The following is a 24,379-nucleotide window of genomic DNA, read 5'->3' on the forward strand; positions in this document are numbered from 1 at the left end:
TGCATGGCTAGTATAGCAAAAAAGCATACGAAAAAAAATAAAACTCATGTACAATGGTTTGCAAGAATCGCAGATTGTTAAAGGGTTTCGTTTGTAAGTGTATTTGTATTTTCATTTATATAGGCATTCTGTGAAAAACCGGAGAAAAAGGGGGATAAGCTATGCAGTACAAGATTACAGTTCTTGCCGGAGACGGAATCGGACCGGAGATTACGAAAGAAGCCCGAAAAGTCTTAAGGAGGGTGGCGGAGCAGGAAGACTTTTCTCTAGCGTTTCGAGAGGAGCATTTTGGCGGTGCGGCAATTGATGCCGTGGGAGAGCCTCTTCCGGAAAAGACTTTAGAGGCTTGCAAAACCGGTGATGCCGTGTTAATGGGGAGTATCGGTGGCATTGTAGGCGTTTCCCCTTGGTACAAACTTCCGGTAGAAAAACGCCCTGAGGCAGGACTGCTTCGACTTAGAAAGGAACTTGGTCTTTTTTGTAATCTTCGCCCCGCAAAGCTTTATTCGGAATTAAGAGCAGCCTCTCCATTAAAGGAAGAGGTTCTTGGGGAAGGCTTTGAGATCATGATGATTCGAGAGCTTACGGGAGGCCTTTACTTTGGAGAAAAGTCTCTTCGCATGGAAAAGGGGGAAGAGGTTGCTCGTGACGAATTAATTTACCGTGCACACGAAATTGAGCGAATTGCGGAAATTGCCTTTTCCCTTGCAAAGGAAGGAAGGGGAGAGCTGGTTTCCGTGGATAAGGCAAATGTCTTGGAAAGCTCTCGCCTTTGGAGAAAGATTTTTACAAAATATGGAGAAGACGAGCAGGATGTAAAGCTCGAGCATGTTCTTGTGGATTCGATGGCGATGCAGCTCGTTCGTAATCCCGGAAAGTTTTCCGTAGTTGCTACGGAAAATATGTTCGGAGATATTCTTTCCGATGAAATGGCGGAAATCACGGGATCCCTAGGCATGCTACCCTCTGCGTCTTTGGGAGAAAATGCTTTCGGGCTCTATGAGCCGAGTGGAGGCTCTGCGCCGGATATTGCGGGGCGGAACATTGCGAATCCCATCGCCGCGATTTTATCCGCTGCGATGCTGCTTCGCTATTCTCTGAAGGAGAAAGAAGCCGCAAAGAAGATAGAGAGAGCGGTAGAAAAGGTGCTTGCTAAAGGATATAGAACCAAAGACATTTTCCCTAAAAGAGATGCGGAAGGTCTTAAGCTTCTTTCCTGCTCGGAAATGGGAGATGCGGTTTGTGCGGAATTGTAGAGTGAATATAAAGATAAAAAAATAACGGAAAAAGGATAAAGCTTAAAACAAACAAGTAAAAGAGTAAAGGAATACAAAATACCGACCCTGGATGCCGAGGAAATTCAGCTTGCCTGTTTCCTGCCCCTTCCGTATAATGATAGATATGGATTACAGATGAGATTTCCTTTCAGATTTAAGTTTTTTCTCTTCGGCGAAAAAGGAAGTCTTCTTTGTGCCGAAAATCGGGAAATGATAAACCGAGTTCTGAAGGAGAAAGAAATGGACAATAAAGATTTAAAGGATGGGGATAACGGCGGCTTCTCCAATATGGGGCAGACGATTCTCATCATTTTAATAGCGGCAACAGTGACTTTTTTTATTTACAGTTTGTCGCAACGACTTACAGGAAACGGAGCAACGCAAGAGCTGACATATACTCAGTTTTTATCCATGGTGGATAGGAACCTTGTAGAAAAGGTAGAGTGGAGTGACGGACAGATTACGGTCTATCCGAAGTACAATGCAAAAAATGCAGACGGTCCGGCCGAAAGCGATGCTGCTTCGAAGAACGGTTCGGCGACTGAGGATCTTTTTTCGGGGCTTGGACAAAGACAGGGAAGGATTTATTTTGTTATTCCGGTTGGCGCAGATGCGGAAAAACTGGTTGAACGACTCTATCTGCACAATGTGGATATTGTTAAGAAAAGACCGAACAATTCCGGCTTTATTTTACAGATTGTACTGAGCGTGGTTTTGCCCTTTGTGCTTCTCTTTTGGTTTATGAACTGGATGGCAAAGCGCGTGGGGGGATCCGGCGGCGGTCTTATGGGAGTTGGAAAATCCAACGCCAAGATGTATATGCAAAAGGAAACCGGAATCAGCTTTAAGGATGTTGCGGGAGAGGACGAGGCGAAGGAAAGCTTGGTAGAGATAGTGGACTTCCTGCATAATCCGACAAAGTATACCGCCATTGGTGCAAAATTACCAAAGGGTGCGCTTCTTGTAGGACCTCCCGGAACAGGAAAAACACTTCTTGCAAAGGCTGTTGCGGGAGAGGCACATGTGCCGTTTTATTCCATTTCCGGATCGGATTTTGTAGAAATGTTTGTGGGTGTCGGAGCAAGTCGTGTACGTGATCTTTTCAGGCAGGCAACCCAGACTGCGCCCTGTATCATCTTTATTGATGAGATTGATGCTATCGGAAAGAGCAGAGATAACCGCTATGGCGGAAATGATGAGAGAGAGCAGACCTTGAATCAGCTCCTTTCCGAGATGGACGGCTTTGATGCGGCAAAAGGAATTATGGTTATGGGGGCAACCAACCGCCCTGAGATTTTAGACCCTGCCCTTCTTCGCCCGGGACGTTTTGACCGTAGAATTATTGTAGAAAAGCCCGATTTAAAGGGCAGAGTGAATATCCTAAAGGTTCATGCCAAGGATGTAAAGCTCGACGAAACGGTCAATTTTGATGAAATAGCCTTAGCTACCAGCGGCGCTGTAGGTGCAGATCTTGCCAATATGATGAACGAGTCCGCAATCACCGCAGTAAAGCACGGAAGAGAAAAGGTGAGCCAGAAGGACCTTTTTGAGGCGGTAGAAGTGGTTCTTGTCGGTAAGGAGAAGAAAGACAGAATTCTTTCCAAGGAGGAGCGGAGAATCGTTTCTTACCACGAGGTAGGGCATGCTCTTGTTGCGGCGATTCAGAAGGATTCCGAGCCGGTGCAGAAGATTACCATTGTGCCGAGAACCATGGGTACCCTGGGATATGTAATGCAGGTTCCGGAGGAAGAAAAGTATTTAAATACCAAGTCGGAACTGCATGCCATGATTGTGGAATTTTTGGCAGGAAGAGCAGCGGAAGAGCTTGTTTTTGAGACTGTCACCACAGGGGCAAGCAATGACATCGAAAAGGCAACAAAGATTGCAAGAGCCATGGTGACGCAGTACGGCATGTCCAAGAAGTTCGGTCTTATGGGCTTGGCACGTCAGGAAAATATGTACCTTGGCGGAAGAGCGGTTCTGGAATGTGGAGATGATACGGCGACAGAAGTGGATGAGGAAGTTTCCCGTATTTTAAAAGAATGTTATGAGGAATCCAAAAAGATTCTTTCCGAAAACCGCTATGCCTTGGATGAGATTGCCGAGTTCCTGATTGAAAAGGAGACCATCACCGGCAAGGAGTTTATGAAGATTCTTTCCGAAGTAAAGGAAAAGAGGAAGAAAGAACTTGCAGGGTCGTCTGTAATGGAAAAAGGAACTGCAGAGACAACGGATGTAGAGAAAAAGGCAACTGTAGAGGAAAACGAAGTAGAGAAAATCGAAGTAGAGAAAATCGAAGTAGAGAAAATCGAAGTAGAGAAAATCGAAGTAGAGAAAAAAGAAAGCACTGCGGAAGCCGAATCCACGGAAGAATAAAAGGGAAGAAAAATAAAAAAGATAAAAGGTCCGATGGAGGAATCTCTATCAGACCTTTTATCTTTAAAACTGTCCCACTACTTTATACTGCAGTAATTGCTTTGTTATTACCTTTTCACAGTACACACTCCATAATATCGGATACATTACAGGAGAAAAGCAGACAGATTTGTCGGATACTTTCTGTGGATACCGGTTGGTTGTTTCGCAGTCGGTTGAGAAGACTGGCAGACAGTTTTTGTTCTCGTATAAGGCGGTATTGGCTCATTTTTTTCTTCTTCATCAGTTTCCAAAAAGGAGCATAACTAATCATAACCCTTCCTCCCTTGTGCCTTGGATAACAAGAAGTATTCTGTTTCGACATTAGCTTATCATAGAGAAATTAAAAATCGTAGAAAGGGGCAAAATGTTAATAGTATTAACTTTTTGTGTTATAGGCTTCCTATGCCTTATCTATTCCCATTGGGAAAGAAATCAACTTAAAACGGAACAATATTTGATATTTTCCAAGAAAATAAAAAAGAAGTTTCGCTTTGTTTTTTTGACGGATCTCCATGAAAAAGAATTCGGAGTAGACAATGCTGTCTTGCTAAAAAAAATTCGTTCTCTAAAGCCGAATTGTATTTTGATCGGAGGAGATTTTCCCATCAGTCACTCATCGGAAGAAACGGATATTCGAGATGAGGTGGAAAAAGGAATTGCATTACTGCAAAAACTGAAAGAGGAATATAAAGTATATTATTCCTTCGGAAACCATGAGGAGAAATTATTTACAAAAAAAGAGCTAAAGGGTAGAAAAACAGCTTTTCGAAATGCTTTGGAAGGGGTAACACTGATCGATGGAAAGGGTATTTTTATGGATGAGGGAATTTCCCTTTCCGGTTTTCCCTTGGATATTTCTTATTACCGTCCACTTTATTTTAAGGAGAAGAAGCCGCTGGAGGAAGAAATTAGAGAAAAATGGAAAAGTGCTATAGCGGATTCTAAAGCAAAGGGTGTGCAGGAATCTTCCGATTTCGAAGCGAAGACTAAACAAGGAATTTACATATCGGAAGAGGAAAACTGCCGAGATAGCTCCAAAAAAGGGAAAGAAGAGAAGAACACGGGAGTCTTTCGTATTGCCATGCTGCACAGTCCTTTTTATAGAGAGGAAGCCTTATCTTTAGGAGTGGACCTGCTTCTTTCCGGGCATTTTCATGGAGGTGCCGTGGGAATTCCGTTTATTGCACTGATGACTCCGCAATTTCGTTTTTTTGTTGGAAAACCAAGAGGACTCTTTAAAAGAGGAGAGAAGTATTTCTTTATTAGTAGGGGACTTGGAACGCATACAATTAATGTGCGAATTCATAATTTTCCGGAACTTTCCTGCTTTGACTTGTGTCCTGTGAAAGAGTAAAATATACAGGTCAAATTATCTGACTTCAAAATTCGGGGGAAGCCATGCTGGAAGAAAAAGCAAAGAGTATTTCTTATAAATTGGATGCTTTTGAGGGGCCTTTGGACCTCCTCTTGCATTTAATAGAGAAAAATAAGATCGATATCTATGATATTCCCATTGTCCAAATTACGGAACAGTATCTGGAATATATCAACCAATTGGAGGAAGAGGATTTAGAAATTGTCTCCGATTTTTTGATTATGGCAGTTACTCTTCTCGAAATGAAGGCGAAGATGCTCCTTCCGAAGAATGAAGAAGATGAAGAAGAACCGGATATCCGAGAAGAGCTGGTACAGCGTCTTTTGGAATATAAAAAATATAAGAGGATCAGTAAGCTTTTAGAGAAGAAGGAAGAGTTTGCTCCTTTATGTATTAGGAAAGAAGCGAGTATTCCGGAAGAGGTGGAACGCTACAGCCCGCCTTTGGATGTGGAGTATCTTTTGAAGGGTATCGATTTGCTGCGCCTTCGGGAAACTATGAAGGAAGTTTTGCGACGCAGGGAAGACAGAAAGGATAAGTTGCGCTCCAATTTCGGGAGAATCAAACGAGAAAAAATCAGCCTGGAAGGAAAAATCAAAGATGTGCTTGCGTATGCAAAGAAACATGGACGTTTTTCTTTCCGTCAGATGCTAAAGAATACGAAGGGGCGAACGGAAACGGTGGTCAGTTTCCTGGCAATTTTGGAACTGATGAAAATGGGGAAAATCAGCCTTACGCAGGAGAGGGCATTTTCGGATCTTGATATAGAGGTTCGAGAGGGAGAAGATCCGGACAACTTGGATTTGGCAGAAATAGAAGATTTTGACTAGAGAGATATTTTTATTTTAAGAATCACAAAGGGGAATGGAGTATTTTCGAAAATAAAATCGAAGGAGGCTTTATTTGGAAGAATTAGGACAGATTTCTTTACTCCCGGATTTGGAAGAAGAAATTGAAGAAGAGGATAGAATTAGGTTACGGGAAGAGGAAGACCTTGTTGAAGCGCTTCTCTTTTCCTTGGGACGTTCCGTTTCTGCAGAGGAAATCGCTATTTGCCTAAATATGGGAAGGGACGGTGCTCTTCTTGCGGCAGAGCGACTCAGAATACGATATGAGGAAAGCCAGGGGGGACTTTTAATTAAGAAATTGGAAGACCGCTATCAGATGGTGAGTCATCCGAAAACCTATGACGGTCTTATTCGAGTCGTGAAAAGTCCAAGGAAACCGGTGCTTTCGGATGTGGCTCTGGAGACACTTTCCATTATTGCCTATTGTCAGCCTGTGACGAAAGTGGAAGTGGAACGAATCCGTGGCGTGAAGTCCGATCATGCGGTAAATCGCTTGGTTGAGTTTGGACTCATAGAAGAGGTTGGAAGACTGGACGCTCCCGGGAGACCGATGCTCTTTGCTACAACGGAAGAATTTTTAAATCGTTTCGGCGTGGATTCTCTTAAGGACTTACCGGCTCTGCCGGAAGGCGTGGAAAAGCTCTTAAGGGAGGAGGTAACAGAGGAATTAAAGGATGGCTTCGGCTTGGAAGCGGAAGAGGAAAGTGAAGAAGCTGTCGTAAACAACGAAGAAGCCATCGCAAACAACGAAGAAGCTGGTGTAAACAACGAAGAAGCGGAGGGGGAAGGGATTGATAAGGAAGAGCCGTTTACAAAAGATTATTTTGACATTGAAGATAGAAAAGACGAGGAGGCAGTAAAGGAGGAAGCGAAGGCAGAAAGCCCGGAAACTTAGGCAGGTTCATTTCCGAGGATGAGGACAGCGATGCATTCATTGAGGCCTATCTACTGGAATCGGAAAAGGTCGAAGCAAAAGAGCAAGCTGAAGATGAAGCAAAAGAGCAAGTCGAAGCTGAATATGAAGCGGAAGCAATAGATCAAGCGGAAGCAATAGAGAAAGATGAAGCGGAAGCGGACGCAGCGGAGCAAGCTGAATATGAAGCGGTAATGGAAGCAATGGAGCAAGTTGGAAGTGAAGCGGAGTGGCGGGAAGTCGTACCGCTTGAAACGAATCCGTATCGGAATAGAATCTGCCGTAGAAGACAATATAGGGAAGAAGTTGGAAGACAAAGAAATTCCTGGATAAGGGGAGTATGGAAATGGAAGAAAAGATAAAGATTAAATACCATGTAAAAGAATTGGAGAAATTACGTTATATTGACGGAAAAAGTGATTGGATTGATCTACGTGTTGCAGAGGAAGTAAGCATGAAGGCCGGAGAATTCCGTCTTATTAGCATGGGGATTTCCATAGAGCTTCCGAAGGGATATGAGATGTGGATTTTACCAAGAAGTTCCGCATTTAAGAATTTTGGAATTATCCAAACGAACGCTATGGGTGTGGTTGATGAGTCGTTTTGTGGAGACAATGATATTATCCATATGCCGATTCTTGCCATGCGTGACACGGAAATTCATGTGAACGATCGTATAGGCCAATTTCGTATTATGCAGCACCAACCGGTGGTGAATTTTGTAGAGGTAGAGCATTTGGGAAATGACAATCGTGGAGGTTTTGGTACAACGGGAAAGGCATAACTCCTGAACTGATCTTGCAAAGAGTAGAAAGGAAGAATAATGAAGAAAAAAATTTATTTTGCGCTACTGACCATGGGACTGAGCTTAAATCTGTTTGCCTGCAAAAATGAAGTGAAGGCCTATCGAATGGAGGGCATTACTGCATTGGAAAAGGGAGAAGCGGAAAAGGCCTTGGAGAATTTTGACCTCGCTTTGGAAAAGAGTAAGGGAAGAGTAGGAACTTTACAGTATGATATTTTGGCTTACAAGGTGGAAGCGGAGATTCAACTGGGGAAGCTGAATGAAGCCGAAGAGAATCTGAAAAATCTCGGGACGCTTTCCGGAAAAAGTTATGAAAAATTGCAGAATCTGATTTCCGCAAAGAAGCTGATTGTATCTGCGGGAAATGCTTTAAATGAAAATGACTTGGAATCGGCAAGAAGCGCTTTGGATGAAGCAAAAGAAAAAGGGCTGACAGCAGATCGGGAATTGGAGTATAATGAAGCGGTTTACCTAGAAAAAAACGGGGAATGGCAGAAAGCCTATGATTCTTTTTCGCAGTATTGCAATCGTTATCCTGAGGATACGGAGGCGGCCAGAGAGTTGACATTTTTGGAGAACCGAGTAAAGGCTCTTGGAGCAAATCCTTTGCTTTCCGCTACAGAGCAAAGAACAGGAAAGCGACACCATAAGTATGTTCGAAAAAACAGAGTCAAGAAACCTGCACCATCTCCATGGGATTAATAGGAGAAGAGTAACATGCAAAAACAGAAGGCGGATGGGAAAAGAGCCGGTATTAAGAAACTTGAAAAAGGAATAGTTGAAAACAAGAAGCATACTAAAGAAAAGGATAGAAGAGTAAAAAAGGAGATGCGCATGGGAAGGTATGAGGATTTATCCGTTGAAGAACTGGAAAGCTTACGAAAGGAATTAAAGCAAAGCTATAGAGAATACCAGAATATGGATCTGAATTTGGACATGAGTAGAGGTAAGCCCAGTCTTGACCAGTTGGATTTAAGTAATGGAATGATGGACGCTCTAAACAGTGAGGCGGATATGTATTCCAGTGACGGCTTTGACGTAAGAAATTATGGTGTTTTGGGCGGCATTGCAGAAGCGAAGGAGTTGCTCTCCGACATGATGGAGAACAATCCGGACAATATCATTATCTTCGGAAACTCTTCCTTGAATGTGATGTATGACTCCATTTCCCGTTCTTACTCCCATGGTGTAATGGGAAACACACCTTGGTGCAAGCTCGATAAAATCAAGTGGCTTTGTCCTGTTCCGGGCTATGATCGTCACTTTGCCATTACCGAGTATTTCGGTATTGAAATGATTAATGTGCCTATGACGGAAAAGGGACCGGATATGGACATCGTAGAGGAACTGGTAGCCTCTGATGAGAGTATCAAGGGAATCTGGTGTGTTCCGAAATACAGTAACCCGCAGGGATACAGCTACTCCGATGAAACGGTACGCCGCTTTGCAAGACTGAAGCCGGCTGCAAAGGACTTCCGTATTTATTGGGATAATGCTTATGGAATGCATCACCTTTATGACCATGACCAGGACTATCTGATTGAGATTTTGGCAGAATGTAAAAGAGCGGGAAATCCTGACTTAGTATATAAGTTCGCTTCCACTTCCAAGATTTCCTTCCCGGGCTCCGGTATTGCTTCCATGGCAACCAGCTTAAACAACCTGGAAGACATCAAGAAGCAGATGCAGTACCAGACTATCGGACATGATAAGGTGAATCAGCTTCGCCATGTACGCTTTTTTGAGGACATCCACGGTATGGTGAAGCACATGATGAAGCATGCAGATATAATTCGTCCGAAGTTTGAAATGGTGGAAAGTGTTTTTGAAAAGAATTTAAACGGCTTGGATATCGGCTCTTGGACCAATCCGAAAGGGGGATATTTTATCAGCTTTGAGACGCTTCCGGGCTGTGCGAAAGAGGTTGTGGACAAGTGTAAAAAGGCAGGTGTGAAGCTGACTTCTGCAGGAGCAACTTTTCCCTACGGAAAGGATCCGGAAGACAGCAATATCCGTATTGCGCCTACCTATCCGCCATTGGAAGATTTACGGATTGCGACAGAGCTTTTCTGTCTTTGCGTGAAGCTTATCAGTGTAGAGAAGCTTTTAAAGAAAAAGACAAGCGGTTTGGAGGCTTGCACGATTTAGATAGTTGGCTAAGCACGTAATATAGAAAAGAAAAAGGGAGTACCGTGATTGTTTCTCGGTACTCCTTCCTCTTTCTTGGTCTTGGATTCGCCCTATTCCGTATTCTTATAATTCCGTATACTCTCTATACTCTTTATTTATTCTCTTCATCCTCTACGAGCTCGGAAAGCAAAAAGGAGTATATCTTTCCGCTTTTTTTCTTCCATGCCTTGCAGATTGCCTGTGCGATTTCTTCATCCGGTACATCTAAATCCAGTCGACAGAGAAGGCTACTGCTTTCCCTTAATTCAAGTTGCACCGAAAAATCCTGCTTGTCCGTCTGCGAATAATCAGTGTAAACGGAGGATTCATGTTGCAGTCGTAATTTGTTCTTGGAAAGGAATTGTTCCATATCGTCTTTCACTATGGAAGGGATTTCATTTTCAAAAAATTGTAAAGTTTGTTTTCCCTCGTCGCTTATTTCGTAACGCGTGGTACTGCGACTCTGATGAGAGCTGATAAGATGCGCTTCGACCAAGTCGGAAATGCACTGTTGCAAGGTAAAGTAGGTAGTGTATTCATTGTCTAAAAAAAATCCGCTTAACTGACTGTTGCTAAGGGGATAACTTACAGAATGAAGTAAGTAAAGAATCATTAATTTATATTGCGTTAGGGCTTCTGTGTTCATAGATATTCCTTTTATTGCTTATCAATCTTTATTTAAAATAAGTAAACAAGCAAATCTCATAAAATCACTTTCCCGAAAGAGGGGAGAGCATCTTCAATTCGCATTTTATTGCAGTTTAAGTACCTAGTTTAGCAGATTATTACGGAGATAGGCAATAGGAAGAAGAGCTATTCTGTTTTCAAAGAAGAGCTATTCCGTTTTCTAAGAAGGAATATTGCATTTCAAAAAAGAAAGGGAAAAAGGAATGAAATAGGCTTTCCCTTGCACTAAGGGCATGTTTTAAAGTATACTCTTTCCTCGGGTACCTTGTTTCATGGCTATCCTACATTGATTTTTAAAAGTTTTATCCTTCTATTTCGGAAAGATTTCGAACAAAGGCGGAAAAAGAAGGTTTTAGGCATAGTAAATATAAAGATAGAAGTATTGAGATGGAAATATAGTATAGCAATATAAATACAGCAATATAGATGCAGTAATATAGATGCAGAACAAAGAATGATTGAGATGGATGAAGCAAAGGGGAAGGGAAACTGAGGTATGGAAAATTCTATCTTTTTAGAACGGCTTTCCTATGCTAAAATAGAGCCCTATGGAGTGTTTGCTATGAGAGAAAAGATTAACAAATTAGCCAGAGGTATCGTGGACCAGGAAAAGCCTTCTACTCATTTTTCGGAAGAGTATATCGAAGGTAAGATTCCTTTTTTGGAGACGAAGACATTTGAAATATTTATACAATCCTTGAACGGAATTCCTATGCGGGGCTTGGTATATTGTAAGGAGCCTTTTATTGTTTTGCACAAAAATGCGTTTGGAGGTGTAAGAACCAAGGTAAGCTTTTCGGTGAATACCGAGGGGATGGATGAGGAGACGGAACTCCATGGAGAGTTGGACTTCGTTTATTTGGGTGGGGAAAAGCGGATTCCCTATCATTTTGTTTTGGAAAAATCTCCCTCTGCTCAGCAAATCAAAGAGATTCGTCATTGTCATGACTTAAAAGAACTGACGGAAGAGGATAAAGCGGCAGCAGTTCGCCTTTTTGACTATCGTGACTTTCCGTCTGCCCCCCTGATGCAAAACGGAGAGGCGGCAAAGCTCTATTCTCTTTTGAAGCCCTGTGTGAATCGTACTCTTGCATTGGAAGAGTTTTTAACATATTTTTCGGAAAGACCGAGGAATGCGCAAAACCGAAACAGTAGGGCGTTTGTATCCGGAGAGAAAGAAGAAAAGCATCTGGAATTTCCGGAAGGGATGTCGCTGGAAGATAAGATTACACAGTGCATTCGAAACGGAGAAAGAGGAGAAGAAGCATTTTCCCTTTACAAACAGGGTGTTGAGGAAAATATAAAGCTGACCAATCTCTATGAGAATCTCCTTTATTCCATGAAAAGGGGCTATAAGGAGGAATTACCGAAAAGCGTTTATCTCTATTTTTCTTATGAGTATCGTGTAGAAGAAGGCTTAAGACTGGCTTTGTATTACAATATTCTACATAATTTCCGGGAAAACTCCGATATCTACCAGAAGTTTGCAAGGCAAATGCAGGATTTCGCGATAGAATCACTTTTGGAAGGAAGAATGAATGAAGAGTTGGGCTTCCTTTATCAGAATCTGATTTTTCCGGATATGGTGGATGAAAAAATGGCGGAGGTGCTTCCTAAGATTCTTCGTTCATATAAGGTCGTGGTAGAGGATACTGAGATTGAGAAGATCGTGCTTTCCCATCCTGCCTTGGAAGGGGAAGAAATATACAGCCTCGAAAACGGAGAGGCCTATGTTCCCATGCCGTATAGGGATATGATTCTTCTCTTCCAAGATGATAGGGGCAATCGTTATTGTCGTGTAAATTATAGAAAAACCAAGGTTTTTGAAGGTGCAGAACTGGAACGAAAGGTAGAAAAGCTTTTTGGCTCCGGCTCTGTCTTCCTTCTGCAAAAAGCATTGCTTTTACAAAAAGAGGGAATGAAGACGGAAGAGGATCTGGAACTAATGGAAAAAGTATTCCAGAATCCGGCTTTTTCCGCTGCTTTTCGCATGGAGATTTTAGGGGAGATTCTCGCTTATCACAGAAAGGAAAACGCTGTATTTTTCCACGAGGAAAGCCTGCAATTTTTACTTAAAATTCCCACAAAAGGAATGAATCGGAAGGAGAAAGAGAATTATCTTTCCGCTCTTTTATTCAGGGGAGAAATGGAACGGGCGATTTCTTTCTATAAGGAAAACCCGTATCTAAATATTGAAAAGGAACTTTTAGCGGATTTTGTGGATGCAGCGATAGACCGTGGGGAGAATGCGCTTTCCCTGTATCTTTCATTTATTGCTTTTCAGGAGCACAAAATCAGTGACAAGGCCTTGGCTTTTCTTCTCGAAGAGTGGAATGGTGCGAGTGTAGAGATGTATTCCATTTTGAAAAGAGCTGAAAAGCGGAGAGAAGAGAAGGGAAAGATTGCCTCCGCTCAGCTTTTAAACATGGCTGAACGCCTTTTAGCGCAATGCCTGTTTACAGAGCAAAGAAGGGAAGCGGAAGAGGCCTTTTCTCTTTACAGAAGTTTTTCGGGGAATGAGCCCTTGCTCATGCGAGCCTTTTTAACCAGTTATGCCGTTTCCGTTTTCTTGTATCAGAAAAAAGAAAATCCTGAATTTACCCGTTTGCTTTATGAGGAAGTAAGAGGGGAGTCTTACAAGGAAAGAGTCCCGCTTATCAGTCTTTTGGCTTTGAGTTATTCTTTTTCCAAGAGGAAATCTTTGACGGAAGATGAGAAGGAAGTTTTAAATGATATCCTGCCGATTCTTTTGGATAAGAATTATGTCTTCTCCTACACAAAAGATCTGGCTAAGTTTGTTCCGCTTCCTAAGGCAGTCATGGAAAAAACAGTTGTGGAATACCATGGGAAAATAGAAGAAAAGCCTTATTTTTCCGTGCGAAATCAAGGAGAGAAGGAGTTCCACAGAGAAGAATTGCAACACAGTTATCATGGAATTTATACTGCATCCTTCCTTTTATTCCCGGGTGAGAGCATGGAATATCGCTTTACCATCGGAAAAGAGGATAAGCTTCTCTATGAGTCTGTCTTGAAAAAGGATGGAACACATATAACAGATGGAGAGGATGCCTATTCCGCTCTGTGCAGGATGTCTTCACTTCTTATGGAAGGAAATAGGGAAGAGCTGCGTCCTCTTATGGAAGAGTATGAGGAAAAGGAACTGGCGTTAAGCAGAGTTTTAATGGAGTAAACGAAGGAAAGAGGTTTTTGTGAAAATAATCGGAATCGCGCTAAGCGATGAATATACGGATATTTCCTTGGTAAAAGAAGAGTATACCTATCGCTTTCCTACTCTTTTAAGCAGGGAAAGACAGGAGAATCGCTTTTATATCGGAGAAGAAGCGTACAAGAAGAATCTGGATGGCGGTGTTATCCTGGTTGATAAACTGCTCTCTCTTTTTAAGAAAAAGGGAAGTGCTACTCTGGCAGAGAAATGTTATGATGCCGGAGAACTTTTGGCTATATTTTTAGAGCAGCTTCTTATAGAAGGAGAGAATCGCATAAAGGGGAAGGAGATTCCTGAAGAAGATGGCAAAGATGTTCTTGTACTCAGTGTTCGAGATGCAGAGCCGGAAGTGATGCATTCGCTTAAGGCTCTTCTAAACAAGACCTTTTCCGACAGATATGAAATCCGTTTAGTCAGCCATGCGGAAAGCTTTGCACACTATATTTTAAGGCAGGAAAAGAAGCTCTACAATCGTTTGGTGGGAATGTTTGAATTTTCCTCTCAGGTGCTGTACTACTATGAGATGCAGGTGTCCAAAGGCAGTAAAAAGTACGCTATCTCTGTTGGGGAAGCACAGCCGGATGCCTTATCCTCTGGTATACTGGAAAACCCCATAGGAAGGAAGATGACGGATCAGGTGCTCTCCGGTGTCACGGATCGTATTACCAAGGCTAAGGTCTATAGTGCATTCTTCCTTTCAGGAAAAGGTTTTGAAAATACGGAGCTCTTTCCAGAGTTTATGAAGAAGCTGCTTCGGGGAAGAAGGGTTTGTGTAGAATCCTTTCTTTTCTCTATTGGCGCTTTGGAATACGGAAAGCTGATTGGCAAGGGAGAAGAAGAGGAATACTTACTTCTCTGCGATACTCGGATTTCTCATGAAATCAGTATTAAGGTAAGCCAGAAGGAAAGAGAATTCCCTCTTTATCTTGCTCATGCCGGAGATCCTTGGCTTGAGGAGAGAAAGGACGTATATCTTCTTTTGGATAATCAGGACTATATTGATTTTCAGGTACATAAGTTAAGTGGAAGTGCCAGAGCTAAGCAATACAGGATGAGCCTAAAGGAGTTTCCGAAGAGAGAGCGTCGTTGTACTAAAGTTTCCTTGCATACCCGTTTTTGGGGAAATGAAACAGCCGTCATTAAACTTACGGATTTGGGCTTTGGAGAGCTTTGGAAGGGGACTTATCAATCCATTGAAGAAAGTATTCCCCTAGGAAAGGAGTAAGATGGCGCTGATTTTATGCAAAGCGGAGGCAAAAACGCCCTATTATTATGAAAGACTGGATTTGCACATATACTCTCTGGAAGAACTTGCCTATGCTCTGGGGCATTATCTTTATCTGGTGCCGGAACATTTTGTCGGGAAGGAACTTTGTCACTGGATTATAGACAGTTTGGGCGAGCAGACCTTCGGCGAGAAGCTTCTTTCGCTGATAGAAATGGGGGAAAAAGAAGAGCGACTGCTCTTTCGCCTGATTCGGGAATCCGGATATTATACGGAAAAAGAAGTGGATGAGCTCAGTATGGAATGGAGAAGAATCCATGCTTTAAGTGAAGCGGAAAGAAGAGAAAAGATGGGAGACAGCCTCTTTTCTTTAGGGAAATACGGTAAGGCTCTGGATGCGTATCAGGACGCCTTGCATTTTGAGGAAAATGGTCGCAGAATCCGAAAAATCGGAGAGAGCTATATTCACACAAAGGAATTCCAGCGTGCAGCGGAAAGCTATAGAAAACTTTATGAAAGAAATCACGATAAGATGGCGGCAAGAAGACTGTATTTTCTTTCTAAAATGTGCTTCCCGAAAGATAAATTCAAAGATGTTTTTTCGGAGCTGGATGAGGGCGTGACCGATTCCTGGGAAAAGGAGTGGGAAGACAGTCTGAAAGCGGCAAGAGTAAGCTCGGAAAGAAAAGAAATTGACGGGGCGTATAGAGAGGGAAAGGAAGTCTTTCTTTCCTTTGCAAGAAAAAAAATCGAATCGTGGAAAGAAGAGATTCGAGGTAGAGCGTAGGATAGGAGGAAGAGGGAATGAAAGAACTCGCAAAACAGTATAATCCGGAAGAGGTTGAGGACAGAATATATGAAAAGTGGCTGAAGGGGAATTATTTTTCAGCAAAGGTCAACCATGCCAAGAAGCCTTTTTCCATTATGATGCCGCCTCCTAATGTTACGGGACAGCTTCATATGGGGCATGCTTTAGATAATGCTTTGCAGGATACACTAATTCGTTTTAAGAGAATGCAGGGCTATGAAACGCTCTGGCAGCCAGGAACGGACCATGCAGCCATCTCTACGGAAGTTAAAGTGATCAATATGCTGAAGGAACAGGGCATAGATAAGCATGATCTCGGAAGAGAGGGATTTCTGAAGGAGGCTTGGAAGTGGAAGGATAAATATGAGAAACGAATCGTAGACCAGCTCCATAAGATGGGTTCCTCTCCGGATTGGAACAGAATTCGTTTTACCATGGATGAGGGCTGCTCTCATGCGGTTCTACAGAGTTTTATCCACCTCTATGAAAAAGGCTATATCTATAAGGGTTCCAAAATCATCAACTGGTGCCCTGTTTGTCAGACTTCCATTTCCGATGCGGAGGTGTTGCATGAGGAGAAAGAAGGTTCTTTCTGGCATATTCTTTATCCCATTGTCGGAGAAGAGGGAAAGTATGTGGAAATCGCAACGACCCGTCCGGAAACTCTCCTTGGTGATATGGCGGTTGCCGTAAATCCTGAGGATGAGCGCTACAAGGATCTTGTGGGGAAAGAGCTTCAGCTTCCTTTGACAGATAGAACAATTCCCGTTATTGCCGATCAGTATGTAGACAAAGAATTCGGAACCGGCTGTGTAAAGATTACACCGGCTCATGATCCCAATGACGCTATCGTGGGAGAACGCCATAATTTAGCAGTGATGAACATCTTAACGGATGATGCAAAGATTGATTTACCGGGTTCCAAATACCACGGCATGGATCGTTATGAGGCAAGAAATGCCATGGTTTCGGATCTTGAGGCGCAAGGGCTTTTAAAGAAAGTGGTACCGCATATCCATAATGTGGGAATTCATGATCGCTGTGGGACAACCGTTGAACCAATGGTGAAACCCCAGTGGTTTGTAAAAATGGAAGAGATGGCAAAGCCTGCTATTGAAGCCTTAAAGAACGGAGAGCTACAATTTGTTCCGGAAAACTACGGAAAGACCTATCTCCATTGGCTTGAAAATATCAAAGACTGGTGTATTTCCAGACAGATTTGGTGGGGACATCGTATTCCTGCCTATTATTGCGATTCTTGCGGGGAAATGCTGGTGAGTGAAGAAATGCCTAAAAGCTGTCCGAAATGCGGCGGAACACATTTCACACAGGATGAGGATACCCTGGATACCTGGTTCTCCAGTGCTCTTTGGCCTTTTGAAACGCTGGGCTGGCCGGAAGATACCGAAGATTATCGCTATTTTTACCCCACGGATGTACTGGTTACCGGATATGACATTATCTTCTTCTGGGTTGTTCGCATGGTTTTCTCCGGAATCGAGCAGACCGGAAAAGTACCGTTTAAAAAGGTACTCATTCACGGACTGGTTCGAGATGATCAGGGAAGGAAGATGAGTAAGTCTCTCGGAAACGGGATCGATCCTTTGGAAATCATTGCCGAATATGGTGCAGACGCGCTTCGAATGACGCTTCTTACCGGTAATGCGCCCGGAAATGACATGCGCTTTTACCATAGCAGAGTCGAAGCCAGTCGAAACTTTATGAATAAGGTTTGGAATGCTTCTCGCTTCCTTTTCATGAATTGTAATGAAGAGGAGTGCAAGGCTCTTTCAATGCTGTCTTCTCTTGAAAATCCGACCCTTGCCGAGCTTTTAGACAAGGTTCCGGAGAATTTGGAGATGGCGGATAAGTGGATTCTTTCCAAGTTAAACAGCGTTGTAGCGGAAGTGACGAGAAATCTGGAGTCCTTTGACCTCGGTATTGCTTTGGATAAGACACAGAGCTTTATCTGGGAGGAGTTCTGTGACTGGTACATCGAGATGGTGAAGCCGCGTCTCTATAACGAGGGGGGAGAGAGTAAGCGTCTTGCTTTATGGACTTTATTGAAAGTCCTTAAGACTTCCTTAAGCTTGCTTCATCCCTTCTGCCCCTTCATTACGGAAGAAATATATGAGACGGAGAAGTCTTTATTTAGAGACGATGAGAAACCTCTAATCATTTCCGAGTTTCCGAAATATACGGAAACACTGGATTTCGATACCGAAGAGAAGGAAATAGAGGAGATTAAGGAGGCGGTTCGTGCTGTCCGAAATATTCGTACGGAAATGAATGTACCCCCATCTAAAAAAGCTACAATTTATCTCGTTTCCGAGGATGAATCGTTAAGAAAATCGTTCCAACATAGTAAGGTATTCTTTGCTACCCTTGCTTTTGCTTCCGATGTTATAATACAGGAGAATCGGGACGGCATTCCGGAGAATGCCGTATCCGTTCTCATTCCGAAGGCGAATCTGTTCATTCCCTTCAGTGATCTTGTGGATATCGAAAAAGAGCGCGAGAGACTGGAGAAGGAAGAAGAGAGGCTGAAGAATGAAATACAACGTGCAGAAGGAATGTTGAAAAACGAGCGATTCCTTTCCAAGGCGCCCAAAGAAAAGGTTGCAGAAGAAAAGGAAAAGGCAGATAAGTACAGACAGATGTTAGAGCAAGTTAAAGAGAGAAAGGGAATGCTTTCCTAAAATTTCAACCTTCCTTCAGAAAACGGGAGGTTCTATGAAGAGGTTAATAAAATTAAGTTTTCTTACGGCAGCTTTATTGTTTTGCCTTGCCTTTACGGTAACGGCGGAAGAAAGAGCTGCAAGTAATGAAGAAATTGCTGCGGTAAAGAGCGGACATAGTACGGCATACAGCTGGGAAAACAGTGGAAATCACTGGAAGCTGCTGTACTTGGATGTGAAGGGAAAGTCTTGGAAGTATGCAAAGGATCGTTGGGTGCAGATTGGCAGTCGCTTTTACTATTTCGATGGAGAAGGCAATGCGGAAGAAGGCTGGTTCCGGCTTGAAGGAAAGTGGTATTTTGCGGAATATGATTCCACAATGAGAAACAGTGAAACGGCCTGCGTGGTTCGTACAGGCTGGGCAAGTATTTCCAACGACAGAGGTCGCTACCATACCTTCTACTTTGCAACGGATAAGGATGGAAGACCAAGCGGCATGCTGCAGGGGGATGCGGGACGCTATGATGCGTTCACCATCGACGGCAGAGAGGTTTATTTTGATGACCAGGGCTATGCGGATACACGGACCGCTCCGGGAGATGTGCAGAAGTTCTCGGGAAAGAGAGTGTAAGATGACTTTAAGAGTCTGTGCTGTTGGTAAAATCAAAGAGAAATTTTTTAAAGAGGCACTTTCCGAATATGGAAAGCGCCTCTTTAAGTATTGCAAATTAGAAATGATAGAAGTAGCAGACGAGAAGACAAGGGAAGGAGCAAGTTCTCTAGAAGAGCAAATGGTCCTCGATAAAGAAGGGAAGAGGCTGATGGAAAAGATTCCGGAACGCTCCTTTGTCATTGCTCTTGCAATAAAAGGAAAAGAAATGGATTCTCCTGAATTGGCAAAGAATATGGAGAAACTTTTTCTGGAAGGGAAAAGTGATATTACTTTTGTTATAGGCGGTTCCTTGGGGCTTAGTGAAGAACTCTATCAAAGAGCGGATCTTTTGCTCAGCTTTTCGCGAATGACGTTCCCGCATCAGTTGATGCGTGTTATTTTATTGGAGCAGATTTACAGAAGCTTTCGTATTAATTCGGGAGAGCCCTATCATAAATAACAAAAAATATGCCAAAGAATAATTGTTTTTATAAATCTTATTTATTTATAACAGACAAAGATTTTATTTTCGTGTAATTCGGCTGGAATCTTCTTCCGAAAAATGATAGACTTGTTACAGAAATTTGTTCGTGACAGGCTTTATTTTTTTACTCTGTATTTAAAAAAATAAGCTGTCCGAAAAGTGAAAAAAGTGAGGAAAATTTAAAGAAAAGGAGGGGAAAATGTTTCAGTCAGGCACGTATGTGGTTTATGGCTGTAAGGGGGTTCATAAGATTCTTGGAACCACTCATCTGAACTTGGAAGGGATTCCGAAAGACCGGGAGTACTATGTGATGCAGGCAGTAAAGAAACCGGCCGGAGCAGTATATGCTCCTGTGGAAGCCGGCAAGACGAATATGCGATCGGTAATGACCAGAGAGCAGGCAGAGATTTTTCTGCATACCGCAGAGCAGATTCACGCATTATGTTGTAAGACACCGAAGCAAAGAGAAGAGAACTGTCGGGAAGGAATAAAGAGTTGTTCTCCGAATGCATTGCTGCAAGTGATTAAAACGGTGAAAGAGAGAAGGGAAGAAAGAGCCAGGCAGGGAAAGAAGCTTACACTTTTAGATCTGCATTTCATGGAACAGGCGGAAGATATACTGTATGAAGAACTGGCGATTTCTCTGAGTATTTCCAGAGTAGAGGTAGAAGAGAAGATTCGAGCTTATGCGTCATAAGGGCAAGAGTAGGAATCGGGAGATAAAAGCTGACTTGTAAGGAATAAAGCAGAGTATTAGAGGGGATAAGGTGTATGCCTTATTCCCTTTTCCCATTCTGGGCATTGCCATTAAAGATGCTTTTTCGTATACTTGACATTGGATTTTAAAAAGACTTAAGAGAAAGTCGGTCTATTCCGGTTTTATTTGGAGGGGTCGTGAAAAAAAACATACTGGAGGAAGGCGTACGTTATATCATTGTGGGAGTACTCACCACGGCGATAAATTATATTGTTTATGCCGGCTGCGATTTTCTGTTCGAAAGAATGGGAATTCCGCCTTTTTTTTCTTATAAAATTGCGTATCTGATTGCGTTTGTTATAGCGGTGTTTTTTGCTTATTTTGCGAATAAATATCTGGTATTTCAAAAGTCGGGCGGGAATAAAGGAAGAGAGCTTTTTTCTTTTTTTAGCCTCCGTATCGGATCGGGTATTCTCAGCTTTTTGCTTTTGATGTTTTTTGTGGATTTTCTGCATTTTACGCATACTCCGGGCTGGATTCTCAGTTCCGGAATCAATCTGGTATTAAACTATATCGGAAGTAAGTTCTTTATTTTTAAATGAGGTTTTTGAGGTGAAAATGAAAATGACAAAGAAGTGGATTCGGAAAGAGGATATGCTATCTTTCCTTTTGCCCCTTGTGACCATGCTACTTATTTTTATTGTAAAAGGAATCTTCCCTTTCGGGCAGGAGAGCTTTCTAAGGACGGATCTCTATCATCAATACGCTCCGTTTCTCAGAGAATTTCAAGCGAAATTGCAGAGTTTTTCCTCTCTAAAGTATAGCTTCAATATCGGTTTGGGCGTTAACTTTACTTCTCTTATTGCTTATTATTTGGCAAGTCCTCTGAACTTCTTTGTAATTCTGTTTCCAAAAGGGCTTGTAGTAGAATATATCAGCTATCTCATTATCTTAAAGATAGCACTTTCCGGAATGACCGCTTCCATTTATTTGAGAAAGCATTTTCAGAAAAATGGTCTTTTTGCCGTTTTATTTTCTATGCTCTATGCACTTTCCGGTTATGTCGCCGCCTATTCTTGGAATGTGATGTGGTTGGATTGTATTTTTCTCTTTCCTCTGATTCTTTTAGGGCTGGAGGAGCTTATGGATGAGGGAAAGCCCATTCTCTATACCGTGAGCCTGGCACTCGCAATTTTATCCAATTATTATATCAGTATCATGATCTGCCTTTTTCTGATTCTCTATTTCGTGAGCAGGCTTTTTTATGCTGCAGTAACAGACGTAAGGGACTTGGGAAGGCAAACAGGACGCTTTGCTTTGTACTCGCTCCTTTCCGGAATTATGGCCGGCATCCTGCTTTTACCTGCTTTTTTTGCTTTGCGTTTGACTGCATCGGCAAGTATTTCCTTTCCGAAGACCCTGATTCAGTATTTTAGCATTATCGATATGATGGCAAGACTCTTTCCTTTTGTGGAAACAGAGCAGGGCTTAAAGCATTGGCCCAATATCTATGCAGGAACCTTGAGTTTGTTTATTTTACCCTTATACTACAAAAATCCCGCCATCCAGAAGAAGAAAAAAATCATTTACGCTGCTTTTATGCTCTTTTTCTTCATGAGTTTTTCCGTAAATGCTTTGAATTTTATCTGGCACGGCTTCCATTATCCGAACAGTCTGCCGGCAAGACAAAGCTTTATTTTTATATTCCTTCTGATTATGCAGGGGGCGGAGTGGTTTTTGAAACGAAAGACCAGTGCTAAGAAAGATCTTTCATTTGCTTTGTTTTTAAGTTTTTCCTTTGTGATTCTTTGCCAGAAGCTGATTACGGAGGAGGCATTTCACTGGTCTGTATTTTACCTGACTCTCCTTTTTCTTTTTCTCTTTTATCTGCTCTTTTATCTTGAAAAGAGAGGTATGGAAGTACGGATTACTGAGATTCTGTTGATTGCACTTTGTTTTGTGGAACTAAGCATCAATATGGCGGTGACTTCCGTTCCGACGACGAGTCGAGCAGCGTATCTCGAAGGATCGAAGGAAAGTTCTAAGATTTTGAAGGAGCTTCGAAGAGAAGATTCCGGATTTTATAGATTTATTCGGGAAGATGCGAAGACCAAGGATGACGGTGCATTGATGCAATACCACAGTGCGTCCGTCTTTTCATCGACAGCTTATGGAGATATGTCGGATTGGTATACGGAGCTAGGGATGGAGGCCTCTACCAATGCATATTCAATCAATGGGGCCAGTCCTCTGATGAAGAGCTTATTGGGCATAAAATATGAAATTTTGAAAAAAGAACCGAAGCATGCGGAAGATAAGGGTCTTTCCTACCTGTCCGGAGTAGGAGAGTATCGTTTATATGAAAATCACTTCGCGCTTCCCTTGGCCTATCTTCTTAGTAAAAAGGAGTTGGACGCTTTTGATCTTCATGCAGGGACTCCTGCATTGGTACAGAATTCTATTTCCGGAGCACTCGGTGCAGAGGATATATTCACAACCATACTCGGGAAAATGGATTCTTCCTCTTATTACTTTACTGTAGAAAAGTCGTCGGAAATTTATGTTTATGTCAATAATGATAAGGTAAAGGAAGTGAAGGCAATCCTTCCCGGCGATGAAAAGAACTTTGAACATGTTGACCGGGGATATTTTCTTTCCCTCGGATATTTGGAGGCCGGTACGGAAGTGGAGCTGAAATCACTGACCACGGGTGAAAATATGGACGCGACGGTATATTCCTTTTCCTATGAGGTACTTGGAGAAATTACGGACATGCTTTCCGGCCGTGCAATGGAATTGGATAAGTGGAGGGATGGCTATGTGAAGGGAAAAATTACTGCAGGATCCGATGCGGTTCTTTTCACATCTATCCCTTATGATCCGGGCTGGAAGGTCAAGGTTGACGGTAAACGCATCGAGACGGAAAAAAGCTTTTCCGCATTTTTGGGAATTCCGTTAACTGCAGGTGATCACGAAATCGAGATGCGTTTTGTACCGGAGGGATATTATTTAGGAATTCTTTTCAGTATCGGTGCAATCCTATTCTTTGTTTTGCTTCTCTTTATGAAGAAAAGGTGGGATAGCGAGGAGGCGTACTACATAAGACCGGAGCGAATAGAGAGAAGACCGGAAAGACGAGAGAAAAAAGAGGAAAGAAAAGAAGAGCTTTCTAATGAAAGTAAGAATCAGGAAGCTTTGGAGGAGGAAGAAAAAAACAGTAATGTGCCTGTCGGAGCCAATGGACGAAGTCGAAAAAGAGGCAATGAACTTGCCCCGTACCGAGGAAATCTGCCAAGAGGAAGAAGCCGCTCACAAGTAGTGGAAAAAATGGAAGTAAAAGAGTAGAATGGAGGGAAAGAAGAGACTGTATCTAGACTTATGCTGTGAACTCAAAAAACATAAAGGAGGAAGACTGAATGGAGAAGCAGTATGGAAGTACGGAAATGCAGGAACGTTTAGGAGAAGAGAAGATTAAGGATTTTTTGGAGGCCCTTTCCTCTAAGAGTCCGGTTCCGGGCGGAGGCGGTGCGGTAGCGCTATCGGCAGCCTTGGGATTTTCTCTTGCACTCATGGTGGGAAATCTCACCCTGGGCAAGAAGAAATATGCCGATTATGAAGAATGTCTGCAGGGAAGGATGAAGGAATGGGAAGAAGCGAAGCAATCCGCTTTACGATTTGCCAAGGCGGATGAAGAAGTATTCTATCCCTTGTCTCAGGCTTATTCTCTTCCGAAGGAGACAGAAGAAGAAAAAAAGCATTATGAAGAGCAGATGGAAGAGTGTCTTAAGAAAGCCTCTCTTGTTCCCTTGCATCTTCTACAGCTTTGTGCAGGAAAGGCAGACAGTTTCTTGGAATTGGCAAAGAACGGATCTCGAATTGCTATCTCGGACGTTGGGGTAGGGGCATCCTTTCTCATTACCGCTATGCGTGGAGCAGCTTTGAATGTACGCATTAATACCAATCTTATGAAAAATGCGGAAACGAAGAAGAAGAGAGAAGACGCGGTTGAAGAAGCCTTACAGAAGCTAAAGGTTTTGGAAGAGGCAATTCAGACAGTAGAAAAAGCAATCTAGCCGGGGATTTTCCCCTATTTTATACATAGCAGAAAGGGAAGCAC

20 protein-coding genes are annotated in these 24,379 nt (G+C 42.6%); 18 read left to right on the forward strand and 2 right to left on the reverse strand.

All coding sequences use genetic code 11. The annotated features are described in order from the left end of the window. The first annotated feature begins 161 nt into the window (after positions 1-161). Both leuB and ftsH read left to right on the forward strand, forming a co-directional pair. A complete protein-coding gene (gene leuB / locus HMPREF9625_RS07035) occupies positions 162-1,256 on the forward strand; it encodes a 3-isopropylmalate dehydrogenase (RefSeq protein ID WP_009534009.1) in 1,095 nt (364 codons plus the stop codon). A 261-nt stretch (positions 1,257-1,517) separates the two neighbouring features. Continuing rightward, a complete protein-coding gene (gene ftsH, locus HMPREF9625_RS07040; protein WP_009534010.1) occupies positions 1,518-3,653 on the forward strand; it encodes an ATP-dependent zinc metalloprotease FtsH in 2,136 nt (711 codons plus the stop codon). A gap of 115 nt (positions 3,654-3,768) precedes the next feature. Here ftsH and HMPREF9625_RS07045 read toward each other — a convergent pair whose 3' ends face one another. Continuing rightward, positions 3,769-3,966, reverse strand: coding sequence for a helix-turn-helix domain-containing protein (locus HMPREF9625_RS07045; RefSeq protein WP_009534011.1), 198 nt, complete (start codon positions 3,964-3,966; stop codon positions 3,769-3,771). Positions 3,967-4,059: 93 nt separating this feature from the next. On the opposite strand from HMPREF9625_RS07045, the gene HMPREF9625_RS07050 reads away from it, so the two are divergent. From HMPREF9625_RS07050 to HMPREF9625_RS07075, 6 genes are all read left to right on the forward strand, one after another. Then, the gene (locus HMPREF9625_RS07050; RefSeq protein WP_009534012.1) at positions 4,060-5,049 is read left to right on the forward strand and encodes a metallophosphoesterase; all 990 of its coding nucleotides are present in this window, start codon (positions 4,060-4,062) and stop codon (positions 5,047-5,049) included. Positions 5,050-5,093: 44 nt separating this feature from the next. Continuing rightward, on the forward strand, positions 5,094-5,900 hold the full coding sequence (locus HMPREF9625_RS07055; protein WP_009534013.1) for a segregation and condensation protein A: 807 nt from the start codon (positions 5,094-5,096) through the stop codon (positions 5,898-5,900). A gap of 73 nt (positions 5,901-5,973) precedes the next feature. Continuing rightward, positions 5,974-6,813, forward strand: coding sequence for an SMC-Scp complex subunit ScpB (gene scpB / locus HMPREF9625_RS07060; protein ID WP_009534014.1), 840 nt, complete (start codon positions 5,974-5,976; stop codon positions 6,811-6,813). A 364-nt stretch (positions 6,814-7,177) separates the two neighbouring features. Further along, positions 7,178-7,615, forward strand: a complete 438-nt coding sequence (locus tag HMPREF9625_RS07065) for a dUTP diphosphatase (protein WP_009534015.1) — start codon at positions 7,178-7,180, stop codon at positions 7,613-7,615. A gap of 39 nt (positions 7,616-7,654) precedes the next feature. Next, positions 7,655-8,338: a tetratricopeptide repeat protein gene (locus HMPREF9625_RS07070; RefSeq protein ID WP_009534016.1), complete on the forward strand. Its 684-nt coding sequence runs from the start codon at positions 7,655-7,657 to the stop codon at positions 8,336-8,338. A 132-nt stretch (positions 8,339-8,470) separates the two neighbouring features. Next, a complete protein-coding gene (locus HMPREF9625_RS07075) occupies positions 8,471-9,784 on the forward strand; it encodes an aspartate aminotransferase type Ic (protein WP_036569557.1) in 1,314 nt (437 codons plus the stop codon). Positions 9,785-9,917: 133 nt separating this feature from the next. Here the strand turns inward: HMPREF9625_RS07075 and HMPREF9625_RS07080 are convergent, their stop codons facing one another. Next, entirely contained in the window at positions 9,918-10,451 is a 534-nt protein-coding gene (locus HMPREF9625_RS07080) for a DUF4364 family protein (protein ID WP_009534018.1), read from the reverse strand. A gap of 537 nt (positions 10,452-10,988) precedes the next feature. Between HMPREF9625_RS07080 and HMPREF9625_RS07085 the strand changes: the two genes are divergently transcribed. The 10 genes from HMPREF9625_RS07085 to HMPREF9625_RS07130 all read left to right on the forward strand — a co-directional run bounded on the left by HMPREF9625_RS07085 (position 10,989) and on the right by HMPREF9625_RS07130 (position 24,335). After that, positions 10,989-13,682, forward strand: coding sequence for a DUF5717 family protein (locus HMPREF9625_RS07085; protein WP_009534019.1), 2,694 nt, complete (start codon positions 10,989-10,991; stop codon positions 13,680-13,682). Between the two features lie 19 nt (positions 13,683-13,701). Continuing rightward, on the forward strand, positions 13,702-14,943 hold the full coding sequence (locus tag HMPREF9625_RS07090; protein WP_009534020.1) for a DUF5716 family protein: 1,242 nt from the start codon (positions 13,702-13,704) through the stop codon (positions 14,941-14,943). Position 14,944: 1 nt separating this feature from the next. Next, positions 14,945-15,730, forward strand: a complete 786-nt coding sequence (locus tag HMPREF9625_RS07095; protein WP_009534021.1) for a tetratricopeptide repeat protein — start codon at positions 14,945-14,947, stop codon at positions 15,728-15,730. 17 nt (positions 15,731-15,747) lie between these two features. Continuing rightward, positions 15,748-18,450: a valine--tRNA ligase gene (locus HMPREF9625_RS07100; RefSeq protein ID WP_009534022.1), complete on the forward strand. Its 2,703-nt coding sequence runs from the start codon at positions 15,748-15,750 to the stop codon at positions 18,448-18,450. A 34-nt stretch (positions 18,451-18,484) separates the two neighbouring features. Beyond that, a complete protein-coding gene (locus HMPREF9625_RS07105; RefSeq protein ID WP_009534023.1) occupies positions 18,485-19,060 on the forward strand; it encodes a hypothetical protein in 576 nt (191 codons plus the stop codon). A 1-nt stretch (position 19,061) separates the two neighbouring features. After that, entirely contained in the window at positions 19,062-19,541 is a 480-nt protein-coding gene (gene rlmH / locus HMPREF9625_RS07110) for a 23S rRNA (pseudouridine(1915)-N(3))-methyltransferase RlmH (RefSeq protein WP_009534024.1), read from the forward strand. A gap of 223 nt (positions 19,542-19,764) precedes the next feature. After that, on the forward strand, positions 19,765-20,262 hold the full coding sequence (locus tag HMPREF9625_RS07115) for a CarD family transcriptional regulator (RefSeq protein ID WP_009534025.1): 498 nt from the start codon (positions 19,765-19,767) through the stop codon (positions 20,260-20,262). A gap of 197 nt (positions 20,263-20,459) precedes the next feature. Next, positions 20,460-20,864 (forward strand): GtrA family protein, encoded by a 405-nt coding sequence (locus HMPREF9625_RS07120; RefSeq protein ID WP_009534026.1) that lies wholly within the window; start codon positions 20,460-20,462, stop codon positions 20,862-20,864. 16 nt (positions 20,865-20,880) lie between these two features. Next, complete coding sequence (locus HMPREF9625_RS07125; protein WP_009534027.1) at positions 20,881-23,607, forward strand: YfhO family protein; 2,727 nt, start codon at positions 20,881-20,883, stop codon at positions 23,605-23,607. A gap of 71 nt (positions 23,608-23,678) precedes the next feature. Next, positions 23,679-24,335 (forward strand): cyclodeaminase/cyclohydrolase family protein, encoded by a 657-nt coding sequence (locus HMPREF9625_RS07130; protein WP_009534028.1) that lies wholly within the window; start codon positions 23,679-23,681, stop codon positions 24,333-24,335. Positions 24,336-24,379 lie beyond the last annotated feature (44 nt).

It is taken from the genome of Oribacterium parvum ACB1, from assembly GCF_000238055.2.
GTDB classification, from domain to species: domain Bacteria; phylum Bacillota; class Clostridia; order Lachnospirales; family Lachnospiraceae; genus Oribacterium; species Oribacterium parvum.

Bases quoted from the DNA above. Each gene is read 5' to 3' on its own strand.
- HMPREF9625_RS07095 (WP_009534021.1), top strand. From the start codon at position 14,945: ATGGCGCTGATTTTATGCAAAGCGGAGGCAAAAACGCCCTATTATTAT.
- leuB (WP_009534009.1), top strand. From the start codon at position 162: ATGCAGTACAAGATTACAGTTCTTGCCGGAGACGGAATCGGACCGGAG.
- HMPREF9625_RS07070 (WP_009534016.1), top strand. From the start codon at position 7,655: ATGAAGAAAAAAATTTATTTTGCGCTACTGACCATGGGACTGAGCTTA.
- HMPREF9625_RS07065 (WP_009534015.1), top strand. From the start codon at position 7,178: ATGGAAGAAAAGATAAAGATTAAATACCATGTAAAAGAATTGGAGAAA.
- HMPREF9625_RS07045 (WP_009534011.1), bottom strand. From the start codon at position 3,966: ATGATTAGTTATGCTCCTTTTTGGAAACTGATGAAGAAGAAAAAAATG.
- HMPREF9625_RS07130 (WP_009534028.1), top strand. From the start codon at position 23,679: ATGGAGAAGCAGTATGGAAGTACGGAAATGCAGGAACGTTTAGGAGAA.
- HMPREF9625_RS07115 (WP_009534025.1), top strand. From the start codon at position 19,765: ATGTTTCAGTCAGGCACGTATGTGGTTTATGGCTGTAAGGGGGTTCAT.
- HMPREF9625_RS07055 (WP_009534013.1), top strand. From the start codon at position 5,094: ATGCTGGAAGAAAAAGCAAAGAGTATTTCTTATAAATTGGATGCTTTT.
- HMPREF9625_RS07080 (WP_009534018.1), bottom strand. From the start codon at position 10,451: ATGAACACAGAAGCCCTAACGCAATATAAATTAATGATTCTTTACTTA.
- HMPREF9625_RS07085 (WP_009534019.1), top strand. From the start codon at position 10,989: ATGGAAAATTCTATCTTTTTAGAACGGCTTTCCTATGCTAAAATAGAG.
- ftsH (WP_009534010.1), top strand. From the start codon at position 1,518: ATGGACAATAAAGATTTAAAGGATGGGGATAACGGCGGCTTCTCCAAT.
- HMPREF9625_RS07125 (WP_009534027.1), top strand. From the start codon at position 20,881: ATGAAAATGACAAAGAAGTGGATTCGGAAAGAGGATATGCTATCTTTC.
- HMPREF9625_RS07050 (WP_009534012.1), top strand. From the start codon at position 4,060: ATGTTAATAGTATTAACTTTTTGTGTTATAGGCTTCCTATGCCTTATC.
- HMPREF9625_RS07075 (WP_036569557.1), top strand. From the start codon at position 8,471: ATGGGAAGGTATGAGGATTTATCCGTTGAAGAACTGGAAAGCTTACGA.
- rlmH (WP_009534024.1), top strand. From the start codon at position 19,062: ATGACTTTAAGAGTCTGTGCTGTTGGTAAAATCAAAGAGAAATTTTTT.
- HMPREF9625_RS07105 (WP_009534023.1), top strand. From the start codon at position 18,485: ATGAAGAGGTTAATAAAATTAAGTTTTCTTACGGCAGCTTTATTGTTT.
- HMPREF9625_RS07100 (WP_009534022.1), top strand. From the start codon at position 15,748: ATGAAAGAACTCGCAAAACAGTATAATCCGGAAGAGGTTGAGGACAGA.